At 41.8% G+C, this 19,437-nt stretch carries 17 protein-coding genes; 11 read left to right on the forward strand and 6 right to left on the reverse strand.

Annotated features, from left to right (window positions below; genetic code table 11):
• Nucleotides 1-11 precede the first annotated feature (11 nt).
• On the reverse strand, nucleotides 12-1,625 hold the full coding sequence (locus tag V7L95_RS08625) for a S8 family serine peptidase (RefSeq protein ID WP_265786081.1): 1,614 nt from the start codon (nucleotides 1,623-1,625) through the stop codon (nucleotides 12-14).
• Nucleotides 1,626-1,813: 188 nt separating this feature from the next.
• Between V7L95_RS08625 and V7L95_RS08630 the strand changes: the two genes are divergently transcribed.
• From V7L95_RS08630 to V7L95_RS08645, 4 genes are all read left to right on the forward strand, one after another.
• A complete protein-coding gene (locus V7L95_RS08630) occupies nucleotides 1,814-3,298 on the forward strand; it encodes an amidase (RefSeq protein ID WP_206115939.1) in 1,485 nt (494 codons plus the stop codon).
• A gap of 43 nt (nucleotides 3,299-3,341) precedes the next feature.
• On the forward strand, nucleotides 3,342-3,905 hold the full coding sequence (locus tag V7L95_RS08635) for a TetR/AcrR family transcriptional regulator (protein ID WP_024719023.1): 564 nt from the start codon (nucleotides 3,342-3,344) through the stop codon (nucleotides 3,903-3,905).
• Between the two features lie 80 nt (nucleotides 3,906-3,985).
• Nucleotides 3,986-5,008 (forward strand): quercetin 2,3-dioxygenase, encoded by a 1,023-nt coding sequence (locus V7L95_RS08640; RefSeq protein WP_057078619.1) that lies wholly within the window; start codon nucleotides 3,986-3,988, stop codon nucleotides 5,006-5,008.
• A gap of 160 nt (nucleotides 5,009-5,168) precedes the next feature.
• Nucleotides 5,169-6,302 carry a zinc-dependent alcohol dehydrogenase gene (locus V7L95_RS08645; protein WP_048003134.1) on the forward strand — a complete coding sequence of 378 codons (1,134 nt, stop codon included), beginning with the start codon at nucleotides 5,169-5,171 and terminating at the stop codon, nucleotides 6,300-6,302.
• A 21-nt stretch (nucleotides 6,303-6,323) separates the two neighbouring features.
• Here V7L95_RS08645 and V7L95_RS08650 read toward each other — a convergent pair whose 3' ends face one another.
• Complete coding sequence (locus tag V7L95_RS08650) at nucleotides 6,324-6,761, reverse strand: MarR family transcriptional regulator (protein WP_007498406.1); 438 nt, start codon at nucleotides 6,759-6,761, stop codon at nucleotides 6,324-6,326.
• 262 nt (nucleotides 6,762-7,023) lie between these two features.
• On the opposite strand from V7L95_RS08650, the gene V7L95_RS08655 reads away from it, so the two are divergent.
• The 4 genes from V7L95_RS08655 (at nucleotide 7,024) to V7L95_RS08670 (ending at nucleotide 11,422) form a co-directional block, all read left to right on the forward strand.
• Entirely contained in the window at nucleotides 7,024-8,532 is a 1,509-nt protein-coding gene (locus V7L95_RS08655; RefSeq protein WP_098680971.1) for an AMP-binding protein, read from the forward strand.
• Nucleotides 8,533-8,599: 67 nt separating this feature from the next.
• Nucleotides 8,600-9,982 (forward strand): amino acid permease, encoded by a 1,383-nt coding sequence (locus V7L95_RS08660; protein ID WP_017358611.1) that lies wholly within the window; start codon nucleotides 8,600-8,602, stop codon nucleotides 9,980-9,982.
• 100 nt (nucleotides 9,983-10,082) lie between these two features.
• Nucleotides 10,083-10,448, forward strand: a complete 366-nt coding sequence (locus tag V7L95_RS08665; RefSeq protein ID WP_008342155.1) for a VOC family protein — start codon at nucleotides 10,083-10,085, stop codon at nucleotides 10,446-10,448.
• Between the two features lie 113 nt (nucleotides 10,449-10,561).
• On the forward strand, nucleotides 10,562-11,422 hold the full coding sequence (locus tag V7L95_RS08670; RefSeq protein ID WP_041508187.1) for an alpha/beta hydrolase: 861 nt from the start codon (nucleotides 10,562-10,564) through the stop codon (nucleotides 11,420-11,422).
• 39 nt (nucleotides 11,423-11,461) lie between these two features.
• On the opposite strand, the gene V7L95_RS08675 is transcribed toward V7L95_RS08670, so the two are convergent.
• A complete protein-coding gene (locus tag V7L95_RS08675) occupies nucleotides 11,462-12,889 on the reverse strand; it encodes an alanine/glycine:cation symporter family protein (RefSeq protein ID WP_074041731.1) in 1,428 nt (475 codons plus the stop codon).
• A 33-nt stretch (nucleotides 12,890-12,922) separates the two neighbouring features.
• Nucleotides 12,923-13,903, reverse strand: coding sequence for a glutaminase (locus V7L95_RS08680; RefSeq protein WP_008342152.1), 981 nt, complete (start codon nucleotides 13,901-13,903; stop codon nucleotides 12,923-12,925).
• Nucleotides 13,904-14,421: 518 nt separating this feature from the next.
• Between V7L95_RS08680 and V7L95_RS08685 the strand changes: the two genes are divergently transcribed.
• From V7L95_RS08685 to V7L95_RS08695, 3 genes are all read left to right on the forward strand, one after another.
• A complete protein-coding gene (locus V7L95_RS08685; protein WP_340968874.1) occupies nucleotides 14,422-15,708 on the forward strand; it encodes a sensor histidine kinase in 1,287 nt (428 codons plus the stop codon).
• Nucleotides 15,709-15,712: 4 nt separating this feature from the next.
• Nucleotides 15,713-16,651 (forward strand): response regulator, encoded by a 939-nt coding sequence (locus V7L95_RS08690; protein WP_008342149.1) that lies wholly within the window; start codon nucleotides 15,713-15,715, stop codon nucleotides 16,649-16,651.
• Between the two features lie 193 nt (nucleotides 16,652-16,844).
• Nucleotides 16,845-17,936 carry an SEC-C metal-binding domain-containing protein gene (locus V7L95_RS08695; RefSeq protein ID WP_108611526.1) on the forward strand — a complete coding sequence of 364 codons (1,092 nt, stop codon included), beginning with the start codon at nucleotides 16,845-16,847 and terminating at the stop codon, nucleotides 17,934-17,936.
• A gap of 48 nt (nucleotides 17,937-17,984) precedes the next feature.
• Here V7L95_RS08695 and V7L95_RS08700 read toward each other — a convergent pair whose 3' ends face one another.
• Both V7L95_RS08700 and V7L95_RS08705 read right to left on the reverse strand, forming a co-directional pair.
• Nucleotides 17,985-19,025: a DUF4352 domain-containing protein gene (locus tag V7L95_RS08700; RefSeq protein WP_008342147.1), complete on the reverse strand. Its 1,041-nt coding sequence runs from the start codon at nucleotides 19,023-19,025 to the stop codon at nucleotides 17,985-17,987.
• A 313-nt stretch (nucleotides 19,026-19,338) separates the two neighbouring features.
• A partial coding sequence (locus tag V7L95_RS08705) for a LuxR C-terminal-related transcriptional regulator (RefSeq protein WP_340969007.1) occupies nucleotides 19,339-19,437 on the reverse strand: 99 nt, incomplete at its 5' end.

Here is a 19,437-nt window from a genome sequence, read left to right on the forward strand (position 1 = left end):
TCGTTTTTTTATCAAACCTTGATCCGGTTTAGTCGTTTTTGTAAAGCAGTTTTTGTTTTAGATGCTTTTAGTTGTTTGACCGCACTTTGAGCGGTTGCTTTTGTTTTCTTTGTTCGTTTGGCTTCGGCTTTTTTAACTTTTTGTTTGGCATCTGTCACTTTCTTTTGATAGGCGACTTGTTTTTTGACTTTGTCGAGCCGGTTTTGTAGGCTTGTTTTTTCTTTGCCTTTGGATAGCTTTTTAATAGCCGTTTGGGCACTTTTAATCGAGCCTTGGGTTTTATTTTTTTCAGCTGATTTGACCTTCGCTCGTGCGTCACGAATATCAATGGCTGTTTGGACTTTTTTGACTCGGTCAGTGAGTGCGGTTTTTTGCTTGCTGGCAGTGAGTCTGCCAATTTTCGTTTTGGCTTGATCAACATCTGTCTGTTTTTTAGATGTTTCGGCTGTCTTGACTGCGCTTGTCGCAGCCTTTAAAAAGGTTGACTGCGGCACATATTGCACGCGGCCATAGCCGAATTGTGGATCTTTTCCTTTTGTGCCAAGATCCACTGTATAGCTGCGCAATAAAGTACGGAGCTGAACATTTGTTTTCTTAGGATGTAGCTGTTTTAACAGCGCCAGCATCCCTGTGACATGCGGTGCCGCTTGTGATGTACCCGTTGCATACCAATATTCATTTTTCAAATAGGTACTGATGACATTCTCGCCGGGAGCGGAAAATTCAATTCCTTTCCCCGTATTAGAGATGGAGGCGAGTTTGTCTTTGTCAGTCGTTGCGGAAACAGCAATGACGCTATTGTATGCGGCAGGATAACTAATACCATTCTTCTTTCCATCATTTCCACTTGCAGCAACGACCAGCAGTCCTTTTTTGTATGCTTCATCAACTGCTGAACGTAAAATCGGAATGTTATCTTCAAAAGCTAGACTTAGGTTGATGATGTCCATCTTATTGCTAATCGCCCAATCAATGCCTCGGAGCAGACTGTATAAGTCGCCCTCTCCTTTTTTATCTAATACTTTTACAGCATACAGCTTCACACCAGAAGCGACGCCGACCGTACCGTAATCATTATTGAGCGCCCCAATTGTACCGGCGACATGTGTTCCATGTCCTTCATCATCTTTGTAAGAAGACGTGTAATCGACGAATGATTTACCGCCGGCTACCTTTAAATCTTCATGTGGGAAAATACCAGTATCGAGAACGGCTACTTTCACATTTTTCCCTGTCACGCCTTCTTTGATTGCTTGCTTTACATTGAGCTTCTGCAAGTTATAAGATTTTTGTACCAAAGCATCCTGACCAGTAGCAGCAGCCGTTTTTTTCACGGTAGAAGCAGCGAGTTTGACCCTGACGTTTTTTGAAACATAAGCGATGTTCGGGTCTTTTTTAAGTGAGGTGACAGCTTGCTCATCTGCTGTCACTGCTACAGCTGGAAGATGTATGTATTGAGCGTTCACTTTTTCACTTTCTTGAATAGCCGTCTGTTTTCCTTTTTGATTTTTATAGACGATGATGACATCTGTTTCTTTTGGTGGTGCAGCTGCCTGCGAATGGAAGGGCAAAGCAGTTGTCAAAGCAAGAAGAAACGCGATGACCACGACGATTTTCTTTTTCAAGGCAATGGCTCCTTGCATATGAGGTGACCTCCGTCTTTTTTTCTTTATTATATCGGAGAAATAGGATGGATGGTTAGAAGAATCATAGTCTGGAAAGAAAGTTTTTTTCACACGTATCCCGAAATTGAATTTCATAGAATTCTAGTAGACAATAGAGAGATCATAATATGAGAAAGAAGGACATGCCGATGAATGTAAAAGAGTATATGACGTATGATGCGACGGGACTGGCGTCACTTGTGCAGAAAAAGCAGGTCACGCCCAAAGAGCTTGTACAAGCTGCATTTACTAGATTGGAAGAAGTGAATCCAGTACTAAATGCGGTGATTCAGACAAGGCGAGATCAAGTGTTCAAAGACATGAAGTCACTAGATGCGGATCAGCCGTTTGCTGGTGTTCCATTTGTGTTGAAAAATATATCGCAGGGGCTGGAACATGAACCTTTGACGGCGGGTGCTTTGCTGTTAAAGGATGTAAAGGCGCAAACAGATTCCCACTTTGTCCGTCGATTGAAGCAGGCTGGGCTCCTCATGATCGGTCATACGAACACACCTGAATTCGGATTGCGAAATGTGACAGAACCCTTTTTATATGGTCCGACGAGAAACCCTTGGAATGCTGACTATTCTCCGGGCGGTTCAAGCGGCGGGACGGCAGCAGCTGTGGCAAGCGGCATCGTACCAGCGGGTGGAGCGAGTGATGGCGGAGGGTCTATTCGGATTCCGGCATCCTTTACTGGTTTATTTGGACTCAAGCCAACAAGGGGGAGAACACCGGTCGGCCCGGGTGCAGGAAGGCAGTGGCAAGGAGCTTCCATTGACTTTACGCTCACAAAAACAGTTCGAGACAGTGCAGCCCTGCTTGATTTGCTTCAAGTCATTCAGCCAGAAGCTGCGTTCCAAACGCCATTATATGACGGCAGCTATCAGGAGGATTTGGTGAAACGAACCTCTTCTATGCGAATTGCTTACAGTGTAGACTCTCCAGTAGGCACGAAGGTGAGTGAGGAAGCAAAGCAGGCAGTCTTGAACACTGTGAAATGGCTGAGTGAACAAGGGCATCAAATAGAAGAAGTGAAGCCGGACATTGATGGTGTCCATCTGATGCAGCAATATTACGTCATGAACAGCGGTGAAATGTCTGCCTTATTTACCTCTCTGGCTCGTTCATTCGGGCGTCCGGTGAAGCCGGAGGAGACAGATATTGTGGCATGGGTACTGGCGGAAGCAGGAAAAAACGTGACAGCTGCTGCTTATACAGAAAGTCTTGATGCATGGGATATGGCCGCTGCAAAAATGGCCGCATTTCATCAAACCTACGATCTATATGTGACCCCAGCTACTGCCTATTCGGCTCCAAAGGTTGGCGAACTGATGCATAACGATCAAGAAATGGCTGCATTGTTACGTGTGTCATCCCTTTCAATGCAAGCACAGCAGGATCTGATTTATGAAATGTTCCTCAAGAGTTTGACCTACACACCATTTACACAGCTGGCTAACCTAACCGGCCAGCCATCTATGAGTGTGCCAGTTCATCTCACAGAAGCAGGCATGCCTTTAGGCGTACAGGTGACAGCACCGAAAGGAAAAGAGGACTGGCTGCTCAGACTGGCGTCAGAAATAGAATCATCCTCATTATGGAAAGGAACGCATCCATTATTGAATCAATAACAATGGCATCGACGTTGGTCTATGGAGGAAAGGAGTGTCACACGTGAGTACGAAGGACAAAATCATTCAAACGGCCGCACTTCTTTTACGTAAACAGGGGTATCATGCGACAGGGTTGAATCAAATCATTAGAGAGAGCGGCACGCCGAAAGGATCTCTTTATTATTACTTTCCAAATGGAAAAGAAGAGCTAGCCATAGCAGCCGTTGAATATATTAGTCAAAGGGTCATCGATCAAATTGAAGAAAGTTTTGCCTATTCTGATGACCCATATGTCGCCGTCGATCATTTTATGACAAATATCATTCGGGGTTTTATGGAGCAAGAAAGTGAAAGAGGGATACCGATTGTCTTACTGGCGGCAGAGTCAAAACCTGAACATACAAAACTTCATGCTGCATGCAAACAAGAAATGATCCGCTGGCAAGAGCTTGTCAAAGAAAAGCTGATGAATAGCGGATATGATGAAACAAAAGCGGATGAGCGGGCATCTCTCCTTCATTCAATGGTCATCGGCGGATTATCAATGACTACTGCATTAAAGCAAACGACACCTTTAGAGCACGTAAAATGTTACCTTAGACACTTATTTATGCGAGAAGAGTAAAATCTCTCGCATATTGCCTATCTATTATATCAATTGGTCTATATAATAAAGATAGTCAATTAGTCATGAGGAGTGATGGGATGTCGGAGCAACCACAATCGATCAAGCAATCCGAAGATACCTCTTTTTATACCGTGTCCGGTTCGGGGGAGCTGTATGGTTTGGAAAATCAGCTTGTACATGTGCTGGCAGAAGCAAATCAAACAAATCAACTGTTTGAGCTTGTCTTAATCACAGGTGGGAAAGGTGCTTACTTTCCGCTGCATTGTCATGAGACGCTATTTGAAACCATCTTTGTGCTGGAAGGGAAGCTGGAAGTGATACTGGACGGTAAAAAGTATATGGTGACGGCCTGCGATTATATTCATATTCCGCCCAAAACAATTCATGGCTATAGAATGCATAGTCACAAAACAAGGTTTATTTCTTATACACTGGGCGGGCAAATGACAGATGTCTATCAGCAAATCGGAAAGAGGCTGTTGCAGAATGAATGGCCGATGACTGATCACCCATTTGATGCAGACAGCTTTCATCAGGCTGAAAAAGAAAGCGATATCATATTGATGCACGGCATTAGGGAGCTATCCAATACAACCAAGCCAGCTGTTTTGTTTCATAGTCAGCTCCCGCGCGCAGTGCAGCCATATGTGCTGGAGGCTGGTGAAGGAAAGCAATACATGGTCGAAGGTCAGCTTCATGAGCTGATTGCGACAACGGAAACAACAGGAGACGGATTTAGTTATTTTGTGATTGAAGGGACAAAGGGAAAAGGGTTACGTTCGCATTATCATGAAATGCATACAGAAGCACTTTATTGTGTTGAAGGCAGAATCAATCTTCAGTTAAACGGAGAAAATATTTGCTTGATGCCAGGGGATTTTGCCTATATTCCTCCGAATACCGTTCACTTGTATGAATTCGTGTCTCATTCAAATAAAATGTTGGTTTTGCTGCTGCCTGGCTATATTGAGCAAGTGTTTAAACAATTTGAAGAAGCACAAAGTCCAGGTATGTGCCCTTATTTTATACAGGAAGGGGACATGATGGAGGGTGGGGAGACCTCTGCTCAGTATGATTTGGTGTTTGTCGAAGATAAATAGCTGTGTAACGCGTTACACAGCTTTGAATAAACAGCCTGTCGAATCAATCGGCGGGTTATTTTATTTCCCTTATGGAACAGCATCCCTATTCATATGTATGAACCATCCATTCAAGGTGAAGCTATAGACATGATGACCTTAGCTAAAGGAGGAAATGCACATGAGAGCTGTCACCTATCAAGGCAAAAGCCGCATTGCGGTGAAGGAAATAGCTGCACCATCTATACAAGATCGTGAAGATGTCATCGTTCGGATAACATCTACAGCAATTTGTGGGTCAGATTTACATTTATATCAAGGGAATTTCCCGCTTCCTATCGGCTATGTGATTGGGCATGAACCGATGGGGGTGGTAGAGGAAGTCGGGCCGGATGTCACTGCGGTGAAAAAGGGAGATCGTGTCGTCATTCCATTTACCGTGGCATGTGGTCAATGCCAGTATTGCCATCATCATCTAGAAAGTCAATGCGATCACTCAAACCCCCATTATGATTCAGGCGGACTTTTTGGATACAGTGAGAAATATGGGAATTACCCCGGAGGACAGGCTGAATATTTACGTGTGCCCTTTGGAAACTATACACCATTTAAGGTGCCGGATGATTGTGAGCTAGAGGATGAACAATTGCTGTTTTTATCAGATGTTCTGCCAACTGCTTATTGGAGTGTAGAACACGCAGGTGTAAAAAAGGGGGATACAGTCATTGTGCTGGGGTGTGGACCTGTTGGGTTAATGGCACAGCAATTTGCTTGGCAAAAGGGAGCAGAGCGGGTCATTGCTGTTGATTACATAGACTATCGCCTTCACCATGCAAAACGAATGAGCGGCGTAGAAGTATTTGATTTTACAGAAGACCCTGACATGGGAGAAACCCTAAAAGAGCTCACTAAAGGCGGGGCGGATGTTGTCATTGATTGTGTGGGGATGGATGGAAAAAAGTCACCGCTTGAAAAGATTGAACAGAAGCTCAAGCTGCAAGGCGGAACGATAGGGCCCATTCAAATTGCCACAAAAGCCGTGAGAAAATGCGGGACTGTTCAGCTGACGGGTGTGTATGGAGGTCTTTACAATATGTTCCCATTGGGTGCTTTTTTCGCAAGAAACGTCACGCTGAAAATGGGACAGGCACCGGCGAGAGGGTACATGTCAAAGCTTTATCAAAAAGTGACAACCGGGGAAATTGATCCTAGAGCGATCATCACACATCAATTACCGCTAGATGATGCAGCTCATGCGTATCACATATTCAATGAAAAACAAGATGATTGTATAAAAGTCATCTTAAAGCCATAAAAAGAAGGCTTAGGATATTTCCTAAGCCTTTAATGTGCGCTCGTCCATCATTTTTTCGATTAATTCAAAAAATGTTTTTTTATCTTCTTCTGATAGGTGATTGAACAGTTGATTGACAAGCAGCTGACGATTGTCGATCATTTGTCTGGCGATTTGTTCACCTGATTCAGAGAGTGTAATCCATACCGTACGGCGGTCATTGTTATTTCTAGAGCGGATAATCAGCCCTTCATCTTCTAAGTGATTGAGAGCGGTTGTTGTTGCGGAGGGAGATAATGAAACTTCCTGCAGAATATTTTTCACAGTACATGATTGATGGCGGTAGATGATGCGTAAAATAAACCCTTTTACATTCGTGACGTTTTTGGGGATATTCTCTTCATCTATTCGTTTCGTCGCCTTTAAATACTTTGTCAGTGCATGGTCTAACAAACTTGCCTCTAGCTCGAAATGTTGCATTCTCCATACCTCTTTTCCTATTGCATTCGCATTTTCCGATCAATTACTAGGTCTATCTTATCATAATAAGCATCATCATTTAAACCAAAATGGAAGACGGATATAAAATTACCTATATTATCAATTAATAAAAGGAACAATTCCAAAATGAAATGATTTTACTTTCACCTTTTTTTATTTTAGAATGTGAATGAGATAAAATCTGCCAATCCAATTCACTGGAAATTGGCTATTGGACATCAAACGTTTGGAGATGAAGATATTGAATACTTTACAGGCATTACTAAACGACAGAATGGAACGCTCTTCACAAATTGAAGCGGTAACTGGCGGAGGTGTGTCTTATACATTTGAAGAATATGCAAAACGCATTGATCAGCTGGCGCATTACTTACATCGTAAAGGAATTCGAAAAGGTGACCGGGTGTGCTTTATTTGTCAAAACCATCATCACTTTTCTACGATTATGCTCGCAGCCATTAAAGCAGGTGCTGTCGCCGTACCGCTTAGCTGGCAGCTTACCTCTTTTGAGCTAGAAGGTATCTTGAAAAAAGCAGAGCCAAAGGCTTTATTTTTTGACCGTGAATTCCGTGACATCATTGCGGCAGTGAATGTGTCTTTAGAAGATTGTCTCATGGTGGAATCTGGTGTCAATGCGAAAACAACACAGCTGTTTGAAGACATATTGGCGTCTAATGATGGAAGTGATCTTGCTGAACAGGTATCAGAAGAAGATTTGGCCATGATTTTATTCACTTCAGGTACAACAGGTAATCCAAAAGGCTGTATGGTCGGACATGGACGAATCTATCAATTTTTAACACGACGTGGGAATCGAGGATTTGATCTGAAAGGAAAACGGTACTTGGCGAGTCATCCGCTGTATCATATGAGTTCTATTAATCACTTGATTGCAGCTGCAATTGAAGGGTATACGTTAGTCTTCTTACATGATGCAACACCGAAACGCATTTTAGAAACGATTGAGAAAGAAAAAATTACGTTTATGATGGCTTTCCCATCAGCTTATACGTACATGCTAGAAGAAATGAAGCGCGGTTCGTACGATCTCTCATCTTTTGAAATTGCGATTTCTGGTGGTACGAAGGTACCGGTACGCTTAATTAAAGATTACAAAGAAGTAGGCATTCAGATGATGCATGGCTATGGAAGTACAGAAGCGTGGGTTGTGAGTGCGTGGCATCCAGCGATGGGCGAGGATAAGATGGGCTCTGCTGGTAAAGTGGATCCGGATGTAGAAGTCAAAATCGTGCATCCTGAGACAGAGGAGGCGCTGCCAGCTGGAGAAATTGGCGAGGTCGTCATGAGAAGCCCATTTTATTTCTTAGGCTACTATCATCAACCTGAAGCGACAGAGAAAGTGCTCAAAGATGGCTGGTTCCATATGGGGGATGCAGGCTATCTGGATGAAGACGGTTTTCTTTACATCACAGGGAGATACAAAGATGTGATTCTATACGGTGGGGATAATATTTATCCTGACCAAGTGGAAGAGGTCATTGATCAAATTCCAGGTGTAATTGAATCTGCTGTCATTGGGGTACCAGATGACTTATATGGTGAAGTACCAAGTGCATATATCGTAAAAGACGAATCTGTCGATTTCTGCGAAGAAGATGTGTTGAATTACTGCAAGGAACGTTTAGCAGATTACAAAGTGCCTTCCATTCATTTCACGCAGGATCTGCCAAAAAATAAACTTGGTAAAATCATGAAGAAAGATTTACGTGAATTGGTTGTGAATGCGTAGGACCTATTCTGCTATAATGAAATTTGAATGATTTTTTTGTTTTTCTAACGTTTTGGAGGGAAAGGGTTTGCGACATATACTTCGTAAGAAACACATTCACGATTTGTTAGAACAGAGCAGACAGCAAAAGGTAAAGAAAACACTGGGCGGGCTCGATCTCACGCTCCTTGGCATAGGGGCTGTGATTGGGACGGGGGTCATGGTGTTAACCGGAATTACAGCAGCTAAGGATGCAGGACCGGCTGTTATTTTCTCCTTTGCGATCGCAGCGATTGTGTGCAGTTTAGCAGCACTTTGTTATGCAGAAATGGCTTCCGCGCTGCCTGTGTTCGGCAGTGCGTACATTTATTCATATACCACAATGGGTGAACTCGTAGGTCATCTCATGGGATGGACGTTATTATCTGTTTATATGCTGACTGCTTCAGCTGTAGCGAGTGGCTGGTCGAGTTATTTTAACAGCCTGCTGGAGGGGTTTGGAATCTCAATTCCACATCAATTTTTAGCTGGTCCAGAACAAGGCGGATATATGAATTTGCCAGCAATTATCATTGCTTTACTCATTGCGTGGATCCTATCTAGAGGAACGAAAGAAAGTAAAAAATTCAATAATATCATGGTGTTTGTGAAACTTGGCATTATTGTTCTTTTCATTGTAGTAGGTGGTTTTTATGTAGAGCCAGCCAATTGGCAGCCGTTCATGCCGTTTGGTACGGAAGGGATTATTGCTGGTGCCGCTGCTGTGTTTTTTGCCTTTTTAGGATTCGATGCCATTTCAGCTTCTGCAGAAGAGGTGAAAAATCCACAGCGGAACCTGCCAATTGGTATTATTGGTTCATTGCTCATTTGTACGATCATTTATATTGTCGTTTGTTTGGTCATGACAGGCATGGTGCACTATACGAAGTTGAATGTGACAGAGGCAATGTCTTATGTATTGCAAAGTGTCCATCAACATAGCGTGGCTGGTATTATTTCTGTCGGTGCTGTGATTGGATTGATGGCTGTGATTTTCGCCAATAATTATGCGGCAACTCGAATTGCTTTTGCGATGGGGCGGGACGGGCTCTTGCCTAAAGTGTTTTCAAAAACAAACAAAAGTGATACACCTGTTGCCAGTATATGGGTGATTGGCGGGATGACAGCTGTTATTTCAGGGTTTATTGATTTGAAGGATCTGTCCAACCTAGCCAATATCGGTGCATTATTAACGTTTGCGATGGTGAGCTTATCCGTACTCATTTTGAGAAAGACACATAAACAGCTGGAAAGGGGATTCCGGGTTCCGTTTGTACCGGTTTTGCCAATTATCTCGATGGGCTGTTGTGTGTTCCTGATGCTCAATTTACCAGGCCGGACATGGCTGTACTTCGGGGTTTGGCTGATGATCGGTGTCGTCATGTACGCAGCATATTCTAACAAACATAGTGAATTAGCGAAATCTGCTTGAGAAAAAGGTGCAAATCCGTTGACGATTTGTGCCTTTTTTCATACGATTTGGGATAAGCTATATAAGAGATAATGAACGGAACAAGAGGAGGATGAGGGAAATGATCAGCGTTAGTCCTTATATTGTCGTAGAAGACGTCAAAGAATCTCTTCAATATTATCAAGGAATTTTTGGCGGAGATATTCGTATCTTAAATGAACATCAAGACCGTGTATTGCATGCTGAGCTACACCTTGGAGAATCACTGCTCCACTTTTCAGATACATTTGGTCGCACACCAAAACCGGAGAATCTTCGATTGATCATGCAGTTTGACAATGAGGAAGAGTTAAAGGCTGTATACGAGGCGCTTGAAGCTGACGGAGATGTCCTTGTAGAATTACAGGATACGTTTTTTGGCGCACTTCATGGACAAGTACAAGATCGGAAGAATGGTCTGATATGGGTGCTGAATTATATGAAATAAATAAAGACCTTCACCCTTGTGAAGGTTTTTTTGTGAGTGTTTTTATTTTCTGAAAAATGGAAAATATGCTATGTTGGAAGAATGATAAGACATGGGGAAAGGGTGGAAAAGGAATGGATCAAGTTGAGTTTCAATATATTCAAACAAACGGCATAAAGCTCCATACAGCAATGGCTGGTCCTGAAGATGGCCCACTGCTGGTCCTGCTGCATGGATTTCCTGAGTTTTGGTATGGTTGGAAAAATCAAATCCTCCCCCTAGCTGAGGCGGGGTATCGTGTCGTTGTTCCTGATCAAAGGGGATACCATCTGAGTGACAAACCAGAAGGAGTCGAATCATACGTCTTAGACAAATTAAGAGATGATATCGTGGGATTAATTAAGGCGCTGAGCCCAAATCAAAAGGCCATTGTCGGCGGACATGATTGGGGTGGAGCTGTTGCTTGGCATCTTGCTTCAACCCGTTCTCAATATGTAGAAAAATTAATCATCGTCAACATGCCGCATCCTCGTGTGATGATGAAGGTCCTTCCGTTTTATCCGCCGCAGTGGAAGAAGAGCTCTTATATCGCGTTCTTTCAGCTTCCAAATGTACCAGAGGCAGCCCTTCAAGAAAATCACTTTCAAAGACTGGATGAAGCCATTGGATTGTCTGCTAGACCTCATCTGTTCACGAAGGAAGATGTCTCAAGCTATAAGCTGGCATGGACGCAGCCGGGAGCCATTACGTCCATGTTGAATTGGTATCGAGCGATTAAAAAAGGCGGCTTTGAAAAACCGATTTCCAAACGAATTCTCGTGCCTGTCCGAATGATTTGGGGAATGGAGGACAAGTTTCTAAGCAGAAAGCTCGCAAAAGAAACGATCAAAATTTGCCCAAATGGACAGCTGATTTTTGTCGATGATGCCACCCATTGGATCAATCATGAAAAGCCAGATGTCGTGAATAAGCTCATACTCGAATTTTTAACATAAAGAAATAAGCTCTGATCATATGACCAGAGCTTATTTGTTTTATCCGATTTGATTCTTTTTCAAGGAAACAGGTTCGTCGTCCCAGCATTCAATCTCTTCATTGTTTGGAACAGCGTTTTTATAGAAAACAGGATCTTTGCCTTCTTTTTTCTGTCTCATGTAATCCTTCAGTGCTGCAAAGGCGACTTTGGACAACATGGTAATGGCAATGAGGTTGACGATGACCATGAGACCCATGAATAAGTCGGCTAGACCCCAAACGAGAGGAACAGTCGCAACAGCTCCGAAAAGAACCATGCCAATGACAGCAACACGATAGATGTTGAGCCAAATTTTATTCGCTCCCAAGAACTCAATGTTCGTTTCACCATAGTAATAGTTACCAATTAACGTACTAAAAGCGAATAAGAAAATCATGATCGCCAGGAATCCAGAAGCCCAAGGGCCAATGTGCTGGCTTAATGAAGCCTGAGTTAGCTCAATTCCTTCCAGATTGGTTGTTTTATACGCATCAGAGAACAGAACAAGAAAGGCTGTGCTTGTACAAATAATTAACGTATCTGTTAACACACCAAATGCTTGGATTAATCCTTGTTTGACGGGGTGGCTCGTGACAGCAGTTGCTGCTGCGTTAGGGGCACTACCCATACCGGCTTCGTTTGAGAAGAGACCGCGTTTAATCCCTTGTAACAATGCTCCACCTAATGTACCGCCGGCAAACTGTTCAAATCCGAAAGCGTGCTTCACAATCGTACTGATGACACCTGGTAGTTCAGTGATATTTGTGATAATCACAAAGAAAGCAATCCCGATGTAAGCAACGGCAAGAAAAACGACAATATATTCAGATGCTTTTGCAATCGCTTTGATCCCTTTGAAAATAATGAACGCAAAAATAACAGCCATAACGATTCCGACAGTTAAACGATCTAGGCCAAAAGAGTTTTGAAAAGCGACGGTGATTGTATTTGATTGCACGGCGTTAAAGACAATCCCAAAAGAGATCGTGATCAGGATGGCAAATAAAATCCCCATCCAGCGCTTATTTAATCCTTTTTCCATGTAATAAGCAGGTCCACCGCGGAATCCTGTTTTATCTTTTACTTTATACACCTGAGCTAGTGTACTTTCAACAAAGCTTGAAGCAGAACCGATAATCGCTACGATCCACATCCAGAAGATTGCGCCAGGTCCACCGATCGCAATAGCGATGGCAATCCCTGTGATATTCCCTGTTCCGACACGTGCTGCCATACTGATGGCAAATGCTTGGAACGGTGAGATTCCCTCTTTTTCTTTTCTTCCTTCTTTTAGAACACGCAGCATTTCTTTCAGCATTCTGACTTGCAGGAAGCGTGATCTATATGTGAAGTAGACCCCTACTCCAAGTAACAGAGCAATGATTAGATAAGTCCAAATAAAATCATTTGTAGTTGTTAAATAAGATAGCAAAGCTTTTTCGTTCATAACATCACCTCTTCGATTTCATCACTGTTCTCTTTAAAAAATACTGAGATCCCACTCTTTGGCGAGTTTCTTCAGCATCATGACACCGGTAATACTATTTCCACAATCGTCAATGGCAGGACCATAAATGCCGATACCGCAGCCTGTCTGAAATGGGAATTCTCTTCTTGCGCTTGGCGGAACGCAAGCCATGATTCCTCCAGACACACCACTTTTGGCTGGAACGCCTACGAAAGCAGCAAAATTACCAGACGCATTGTACATGCCGCATGTCAGCATCAATGCCTTTGTTAGTCTTGCGATATCTTTTGGGATGACTTGGACTTGTTTAAAGGGATGGTAGCCATCACTTGAAATAATCAGTCCAATCAAGGCGATGTCCTCTGTTGTAACCTCAATGGAACATTGCTTTAAATACACTTCTAACGTGTCCTCGACATCTGATTCTAAGTAATTGGTTTCTTTTAAATAATAAGCAAGTGCCCGGTTGCGGTGTGCAGTTGCCCATTCTGATTGATAAACCTCTTCATTAACAGAAGGACGCTTACCTATTAAGTTTTCGATTAAATCGAAAATATATGCTAGCTTTTCTGTAGAAGTCTTTCCAGGAAGGATGGAGGATACGGTAATAGCTCCAGCATTAATCATTGGATTAAAGGGCTTCCCTGGTTTATGCATCTCAAGGCGGTAGATGGAATTAAATGCATCACCAGTTGGCTCTACATCTACCCGATCCAAGACGTACGGAACGCCTCTTCCTAAACAGGCAGCTATAAAGCTGATGACTTTTGAGATACTTTGCAGGGTAAAGGGAACGTCCCAATCACCATAACGTACAGATGATCCATCTGGGCCTATCACGCTGATACCAAGTTGAGAGGAATTTACTTTTCCGAGTGCTGGAATGTAGCCAGCGTTCTGCCCGTTTTTGTAATACGGACGTATTTCTTCTGCCCATTGATCAACAGAAGACTGGCATGCGTGTTGTGTATTATTAGAAATTGCTGTTTTCATACGATTCCTCCAATCAAAAATCAAAAAGTACCCTATTGAATTGGCGGATGACAAAAAATGCGATCAAATAGGCACGAAAACATGTTACACATCTTCAAAGAACTTGTCATGCGCTGCTTGTACCACTCCTTTACACCTAAATATATGTTCAAATGAAGGCTTTGGCGGCGAAACAACAAAAAGGGTTTTTAGTGAAAAGTAAGAAAACGCTTACATATAGTTTCACTAAAATTATTTATTCAATTTATCTTGGAAACTACACAATCTGACGAAAATCTACAGAAAAACTTACAAATAAAAAATCAGTCTGCATACAATTGTCTAAACAATTCCCATTATTGTAGACAATCTCCAAATCGTAGGATAGCTGAAAGGTCACCATGCCTCCTCGGAGAATAGTCATAAAAAATGATTTTGAAGAGAGAAGTAGCCGTGAAAATAATTTTTTTGCTCATTGTGAAGCAAAGAGTCTCCTTGTATACTGTGGCTATGTAAACAGGGGAAGGGATGTCAGTCATTTGAGTTTAAACCAGCTTGTCAAAAAAGACGCATTTATTTTGATTTTTATGATCGTCATTGTGCCGCTTGCGGGAGAGCTGAAGTTTTATCCTGTGAATGAAACATTTCGTATTAGTTTTGGGGCACCTGCGTTTTTCTTTTGCTTATTACTTTTAAGAAAATCAAGACCATTGCTGCCAGGGTTTTTAACAGGTGCAGCCATTGTCCTATTTCGAGTAGGTTTAGATCTTATTCAGCAAAAAGCTGATTTGGCTCTGTCATTTTATCAGCAGTTTCCGAGCTTCTTTTTTTACTTTACTTATGCTTTTCTTTTCTTTGTTGTCCGTACAGGACGTTTCAAGCAGCGTTCCATTTTTATTGGGCTGATCGGACTGATGATTGAACTGCTTGCTGATTTTGTTGAGCTGTTTGTACAATTTTTAGTGTTTGATACAACCATGACTTTCTCAAAGCTGAGTGATATGATCCTCATTGCATTTGCTCACAGCTTCGTGGTCATCAGCTTTTTTAATATGATGAGACTGTATGAGGCACAATCAAGAGAGAAACAAATCATGAAGCAAAATGAGCATATGATGATGGTCATTTCAAATCTATATGAGGAAACAGTTCATTTAAAGAAAACGTTAAATCATACAGAGCACATAACGCAAGAATCCTATCGGCTCTATCGTCTGCTGAATGAACATGAGGCGGGAAGGAAAGTGAGTCAGGAGCTGCTCAAGCTTGCAGGGGAAATACATGAAGTCAAAAAGGACAATCAGCGTATTTACGCCGGGCTTTCAAAACTGATTTCAAAGGAAAATATGCAAGATTATATGAGGACAGAGGATCTTGTTCAAATCGTGATTCGCATTCAAGAGAAATATGCGCTATCTCTCGGGAAGAACATTTCCTTTACATCTGATATAAAAGGCATTCACTTGCATGAGTATCATGTGTTCATTTTCTTATCGCTGATTAATAATTTAATGGCAAATGCAGTTGAAGCAATCAAGGATGATGGGGCCATCTCACTCGTATTAAAAGGGAGTCATGATAAAATAGAGATTCGGGTTGAGGATGATGGACCGGGTATTCCTGAGAAATTGAGAGAGATTGTATTTGATCCTGGATATACCTCAAAATTTGATGCATATGGAACGCCGTCAACTGGGATTGGCTTATCCTATGTGAGAGAGCTGGTTCAAGAGCTGGACGGTCAAATCCAGATTGAGCAGAAAGAAACGAAAGGAACAGCTTTTCAGCTTGTCCTTCCGATAAAAAATTTAATACAGAGAGGGTGAGTGTATGCGATTTTTCATTGCAGATGATGATCGTGCAATACGCTCGATTTTAGGTCAGATCATCGAGGATGAGGATTTGGGAGAGGTCGTGGATGAGGCTGATGATGGTGTTGGATTAGAGGCGCATTCATTGAACCTGAAAAAAGTAGACATCCTTCTGATTGATCTTTTAATGCCAGCTAGAGACGGCATTCAAACCATACGTCATATTCACCCTGAATTCAAAGGCAAGGTCATCATGATATCTCAAGTAGAAGCAAAAGAGATGATGGCAGAAGCCTATGAACTTGGAATTGAATATTATATTCATAAACCTGTCAATCGAATTGAAATTGTCAGTGTCATTCGAAAGGTCATGGAGCGGATCAAGCTGGAAAAATCAATTTACGATATTCAAGCTTCTCTTCGACATGTGCTGCCATTAGAGCCAGTGATTTCTCATGAGACAGGTACTGGATCAAAGCGAAGAACGATGAAAGAGGCAGGAGAATTCCTCCTATCTGAATTAGGAATTGTCGGAGAGAGTGGCTCTAAGGATTTACTAGAGATATTGATCTACTTACATGAAACGCAGACAGCCAATTCTCATGAGGTGAATTTTCCGCCATTAAAGCAGCTATTTATCAAAACGGCGGAACGAAAGCTTGGTCGTGGTGCGTCGGATGTGGAAGTGATGCGGGAAGTGAAAGCAGCAGAGCAGCGAATTAGACGAGCCATCCATCATTCCTTAAATCATTTCGCATCACTAGGGCTTACAGATTTTTCAAACCCTAAATTTGAGCACTATGCGTCGAAGTTTTTTGATTTCACTGATGTCAGCCAAAGAATGAAAGAAATGCAGAAGACTTCTTCATCCGCAGGGTCAACAGGCAGAGTCAATACGAAAAAGTTCGTGCAAATCTTTTATTTTGAAGCAAAGCAGCTATTCGAAGGGATGAGCTGAGGGAAATCTATTGGAATGATTGGAGAAAATAAACAGAGACAGAGTGCTTTTGACTATGAGTCGCCTTGCTCTTTTAGACGTCTTTGTTATTTATCTGATCATTCTGATTTTTCTTTTTTCTTGAAAATAAAACTCTCCTGTGCAATCGTTTGTTAAAATAGTGAGGTTAGACTAGAATGTCGGAGGTTTTATTTTGGGAAAAATTAAACGAAATGCGCTCTGCCCATGCGGAAGCGGAAAAAAATATAAACATTGCTGTGGTCAAAAGTCAGGCGGAGAACAAACGTCTGAGCTTGTGTTTAAGGAAGCTGTACAAGTTCAAAAGGATTTAATGAATTATGCGTTCTCTAAGCATCAGAGAGCGATCAATCAATTCATTAATGAGTTTTCTTTCCTAGCAGATATGGATAAAGAAACGCAACAAATCTCAGTCTTTCATTTGAGTGTATGGGGCATCTTCTTCCGCCCATTAACAGATAAGAAAGAGACCATCTTCCAAGAATTCCTGACAAAAAAAGCAGAAGATATTACCCGGCCTAAAACAAGACAAGTGGTTGAATCTTGGACAGATATGGAGCCATCTTTGCTTTTATTAAATGAAAAAACGGACGAATCTCTTTACTTTGAGAATATGGTGACAGCTGAGAAGGTTGAAGTTGATGTGAAGCCGGTTCAAACTGTGCTGCCAGAGAAAGGTAGTCTTGTTCTAGGTTTCCCTGTTCAGTTTGAAGAAAAGGCAGAGTTTTTCATTCAATATACGATGTTTGCGAAAGAGTTTACTGATACGCTTCTTCTTCAGGTTCGCCAGCTCGTTGAAGCACATGAGGCAAACGGTGGAGCACGCAGCACATTTATGAGAGAAGCCTTCCCTGAAGTGCTGAAGTGTATGTTTGCGAAGCAAGAAGTTGAAGAAACAGAAGCGCCTGCTCAAACAGAAGGAAGTACAGTAGGACTATCAGCAGATCGGATGGACTGGGCTAGTGACGTTCAGTTGGAAACAGCCAAGCTGATTGAAGACGGGATGAAAGAGCACGGTGACCAAAGCCTGACAGATGGCGCTTTAACGGTTTGGAAAGCTTACTGTGATCAGAAAGCACCTGTGATCCGTAAAGCGGCGTCATTTGCTGCGGGAATCGAATATTATATTCATTCACTTGCAAGCGATGCCCCGCTTTCTCAAGCACAAGTTGCTAAAAAGTATGGCATTAGTGCGTCCACTGTATCGAGCCGATTTAAAGACATTGAAAAAGCGGTCAAAGAAGAGCAAGAGACGACTGTATCATAGCATGAAAAAAGACGCGGCACCTTTCAAGGAGTCAGCGTCTTTTTTTCATCATCTTGTTTTAATAAAACCACTCATGTATTGCTCTGTATTATAATCATTGAGGTCAATTTTCCACTGACCATCTCCGTTACGTTTCATTTTCACTTCATACTCAGCAGGGCTTGAGACTGGAGGAAGCTTTTCAAACTCAGATGCGTACATATTCAAGCTTTTCTTATACAATTCTTCTTTCGAACGGATTTTGCCGTTGTAAAACTCATCTCTTTGTTTGTCTAGTTTGTCTTTTAAGTTAGAAGCATCAATACCGGTTACTTGAGCGACAACCTTCGCTTCGTCATCTGAGATGGTTTTCACACTTGTTTCCACTTTCGCTTTATCCTTCATTGTATTTTGCATGCGTTTGTACATGGATAAAATATCGCGGTCACTGACTTCGTTTCCATATATGCCTGCACTTCTCTTGAAGTCTTTCACAAACATTTCGTGATATTTATTAACGACATCTGATTGATTGTCACCTGTTAATTCTGAGAATTGATCATTCTTTTTGTCAAAAACAATGAGATCTGTATAAGCAGATAGCGCTTTTGCTGGGTTATCTAGCTTTTTCGCTGTATCCAGTATCTTTTCGCCATCTAGTTCAATTTCGATCGAATCGCTGTTTTTCTTGATGCTATCTTGGTACACGAACTGATATTTTTTGCCTTTATCTACTAGGAAATAAAGAGCTCCTGATAGTGATTTTCCTTTGTTCAATGACCCAAGATCAAGGCGGTCTTTACTGCCGTAGAATTTTAAATCAGAGACTTTGGCATCGTCCTGATAAAGGGTGAAATCAGAGTTATATAGTGAAAGGGCTTTGTCACCTTTGTTGGTGATCGTCAGGTTAACTTTTAACACCAATTCATTGTCTCGCAAGGTAGTTGTTGAGTCTTCTGGTAACGTGTATTCGTAGCTATTCACTTTTACCTCTGCTGTTTTTGTTGATTTTTGGTCAGCCTTTGTTGATTTTGCTGAGCTCTGGCAGGCTGCAGAGATGATCATCACGAATGAAATCATGAGGAGTGCACTTATTTTTTTAAGATTCACAGTTGATGCTCCTTTGCTTTTCTTTCGTCATTTTCTTCCCGCTATCTGACTGAGAAAAAAGAAACAGATAGAATGGTATATTCGGGTGTTAAAGGGGAAAATATCCTAATGACGATTTGCACTATTCATTCTATCGAATTTCATTCGTGATGAGGAATAGGTTTTAGTCCCTATCTTTGATAGATTTTTACACAAATACCTATAAAAAACGGAATTCAATAAGTAGAATATACTAGTTAATAAGAATTAATTTATCTATTTATCATGGGTTTTAAATGTTTTTTGTATAAAATTCTTGAAGTGGAGGTATTTTTTATTTCACAAGGCGATGACGAATAGCGAAGACGACAGCTTGTGTCCGATCTTGTGCATTTAATTTCTGCAAAATGCGATGAACATGTGTTTTTACCGT

Origin of the sequence: Bacillus sp. PPSBB_11, assembly GCF_038023285.1 — a bacterium.
In the GTDB taxonomy this organism is placed as follows: domain Bacteria; phylum Bacillota; class Bacilli; order Bacillales; family Bacillaceae; genus Bacillus; species Bacillus altitudinis.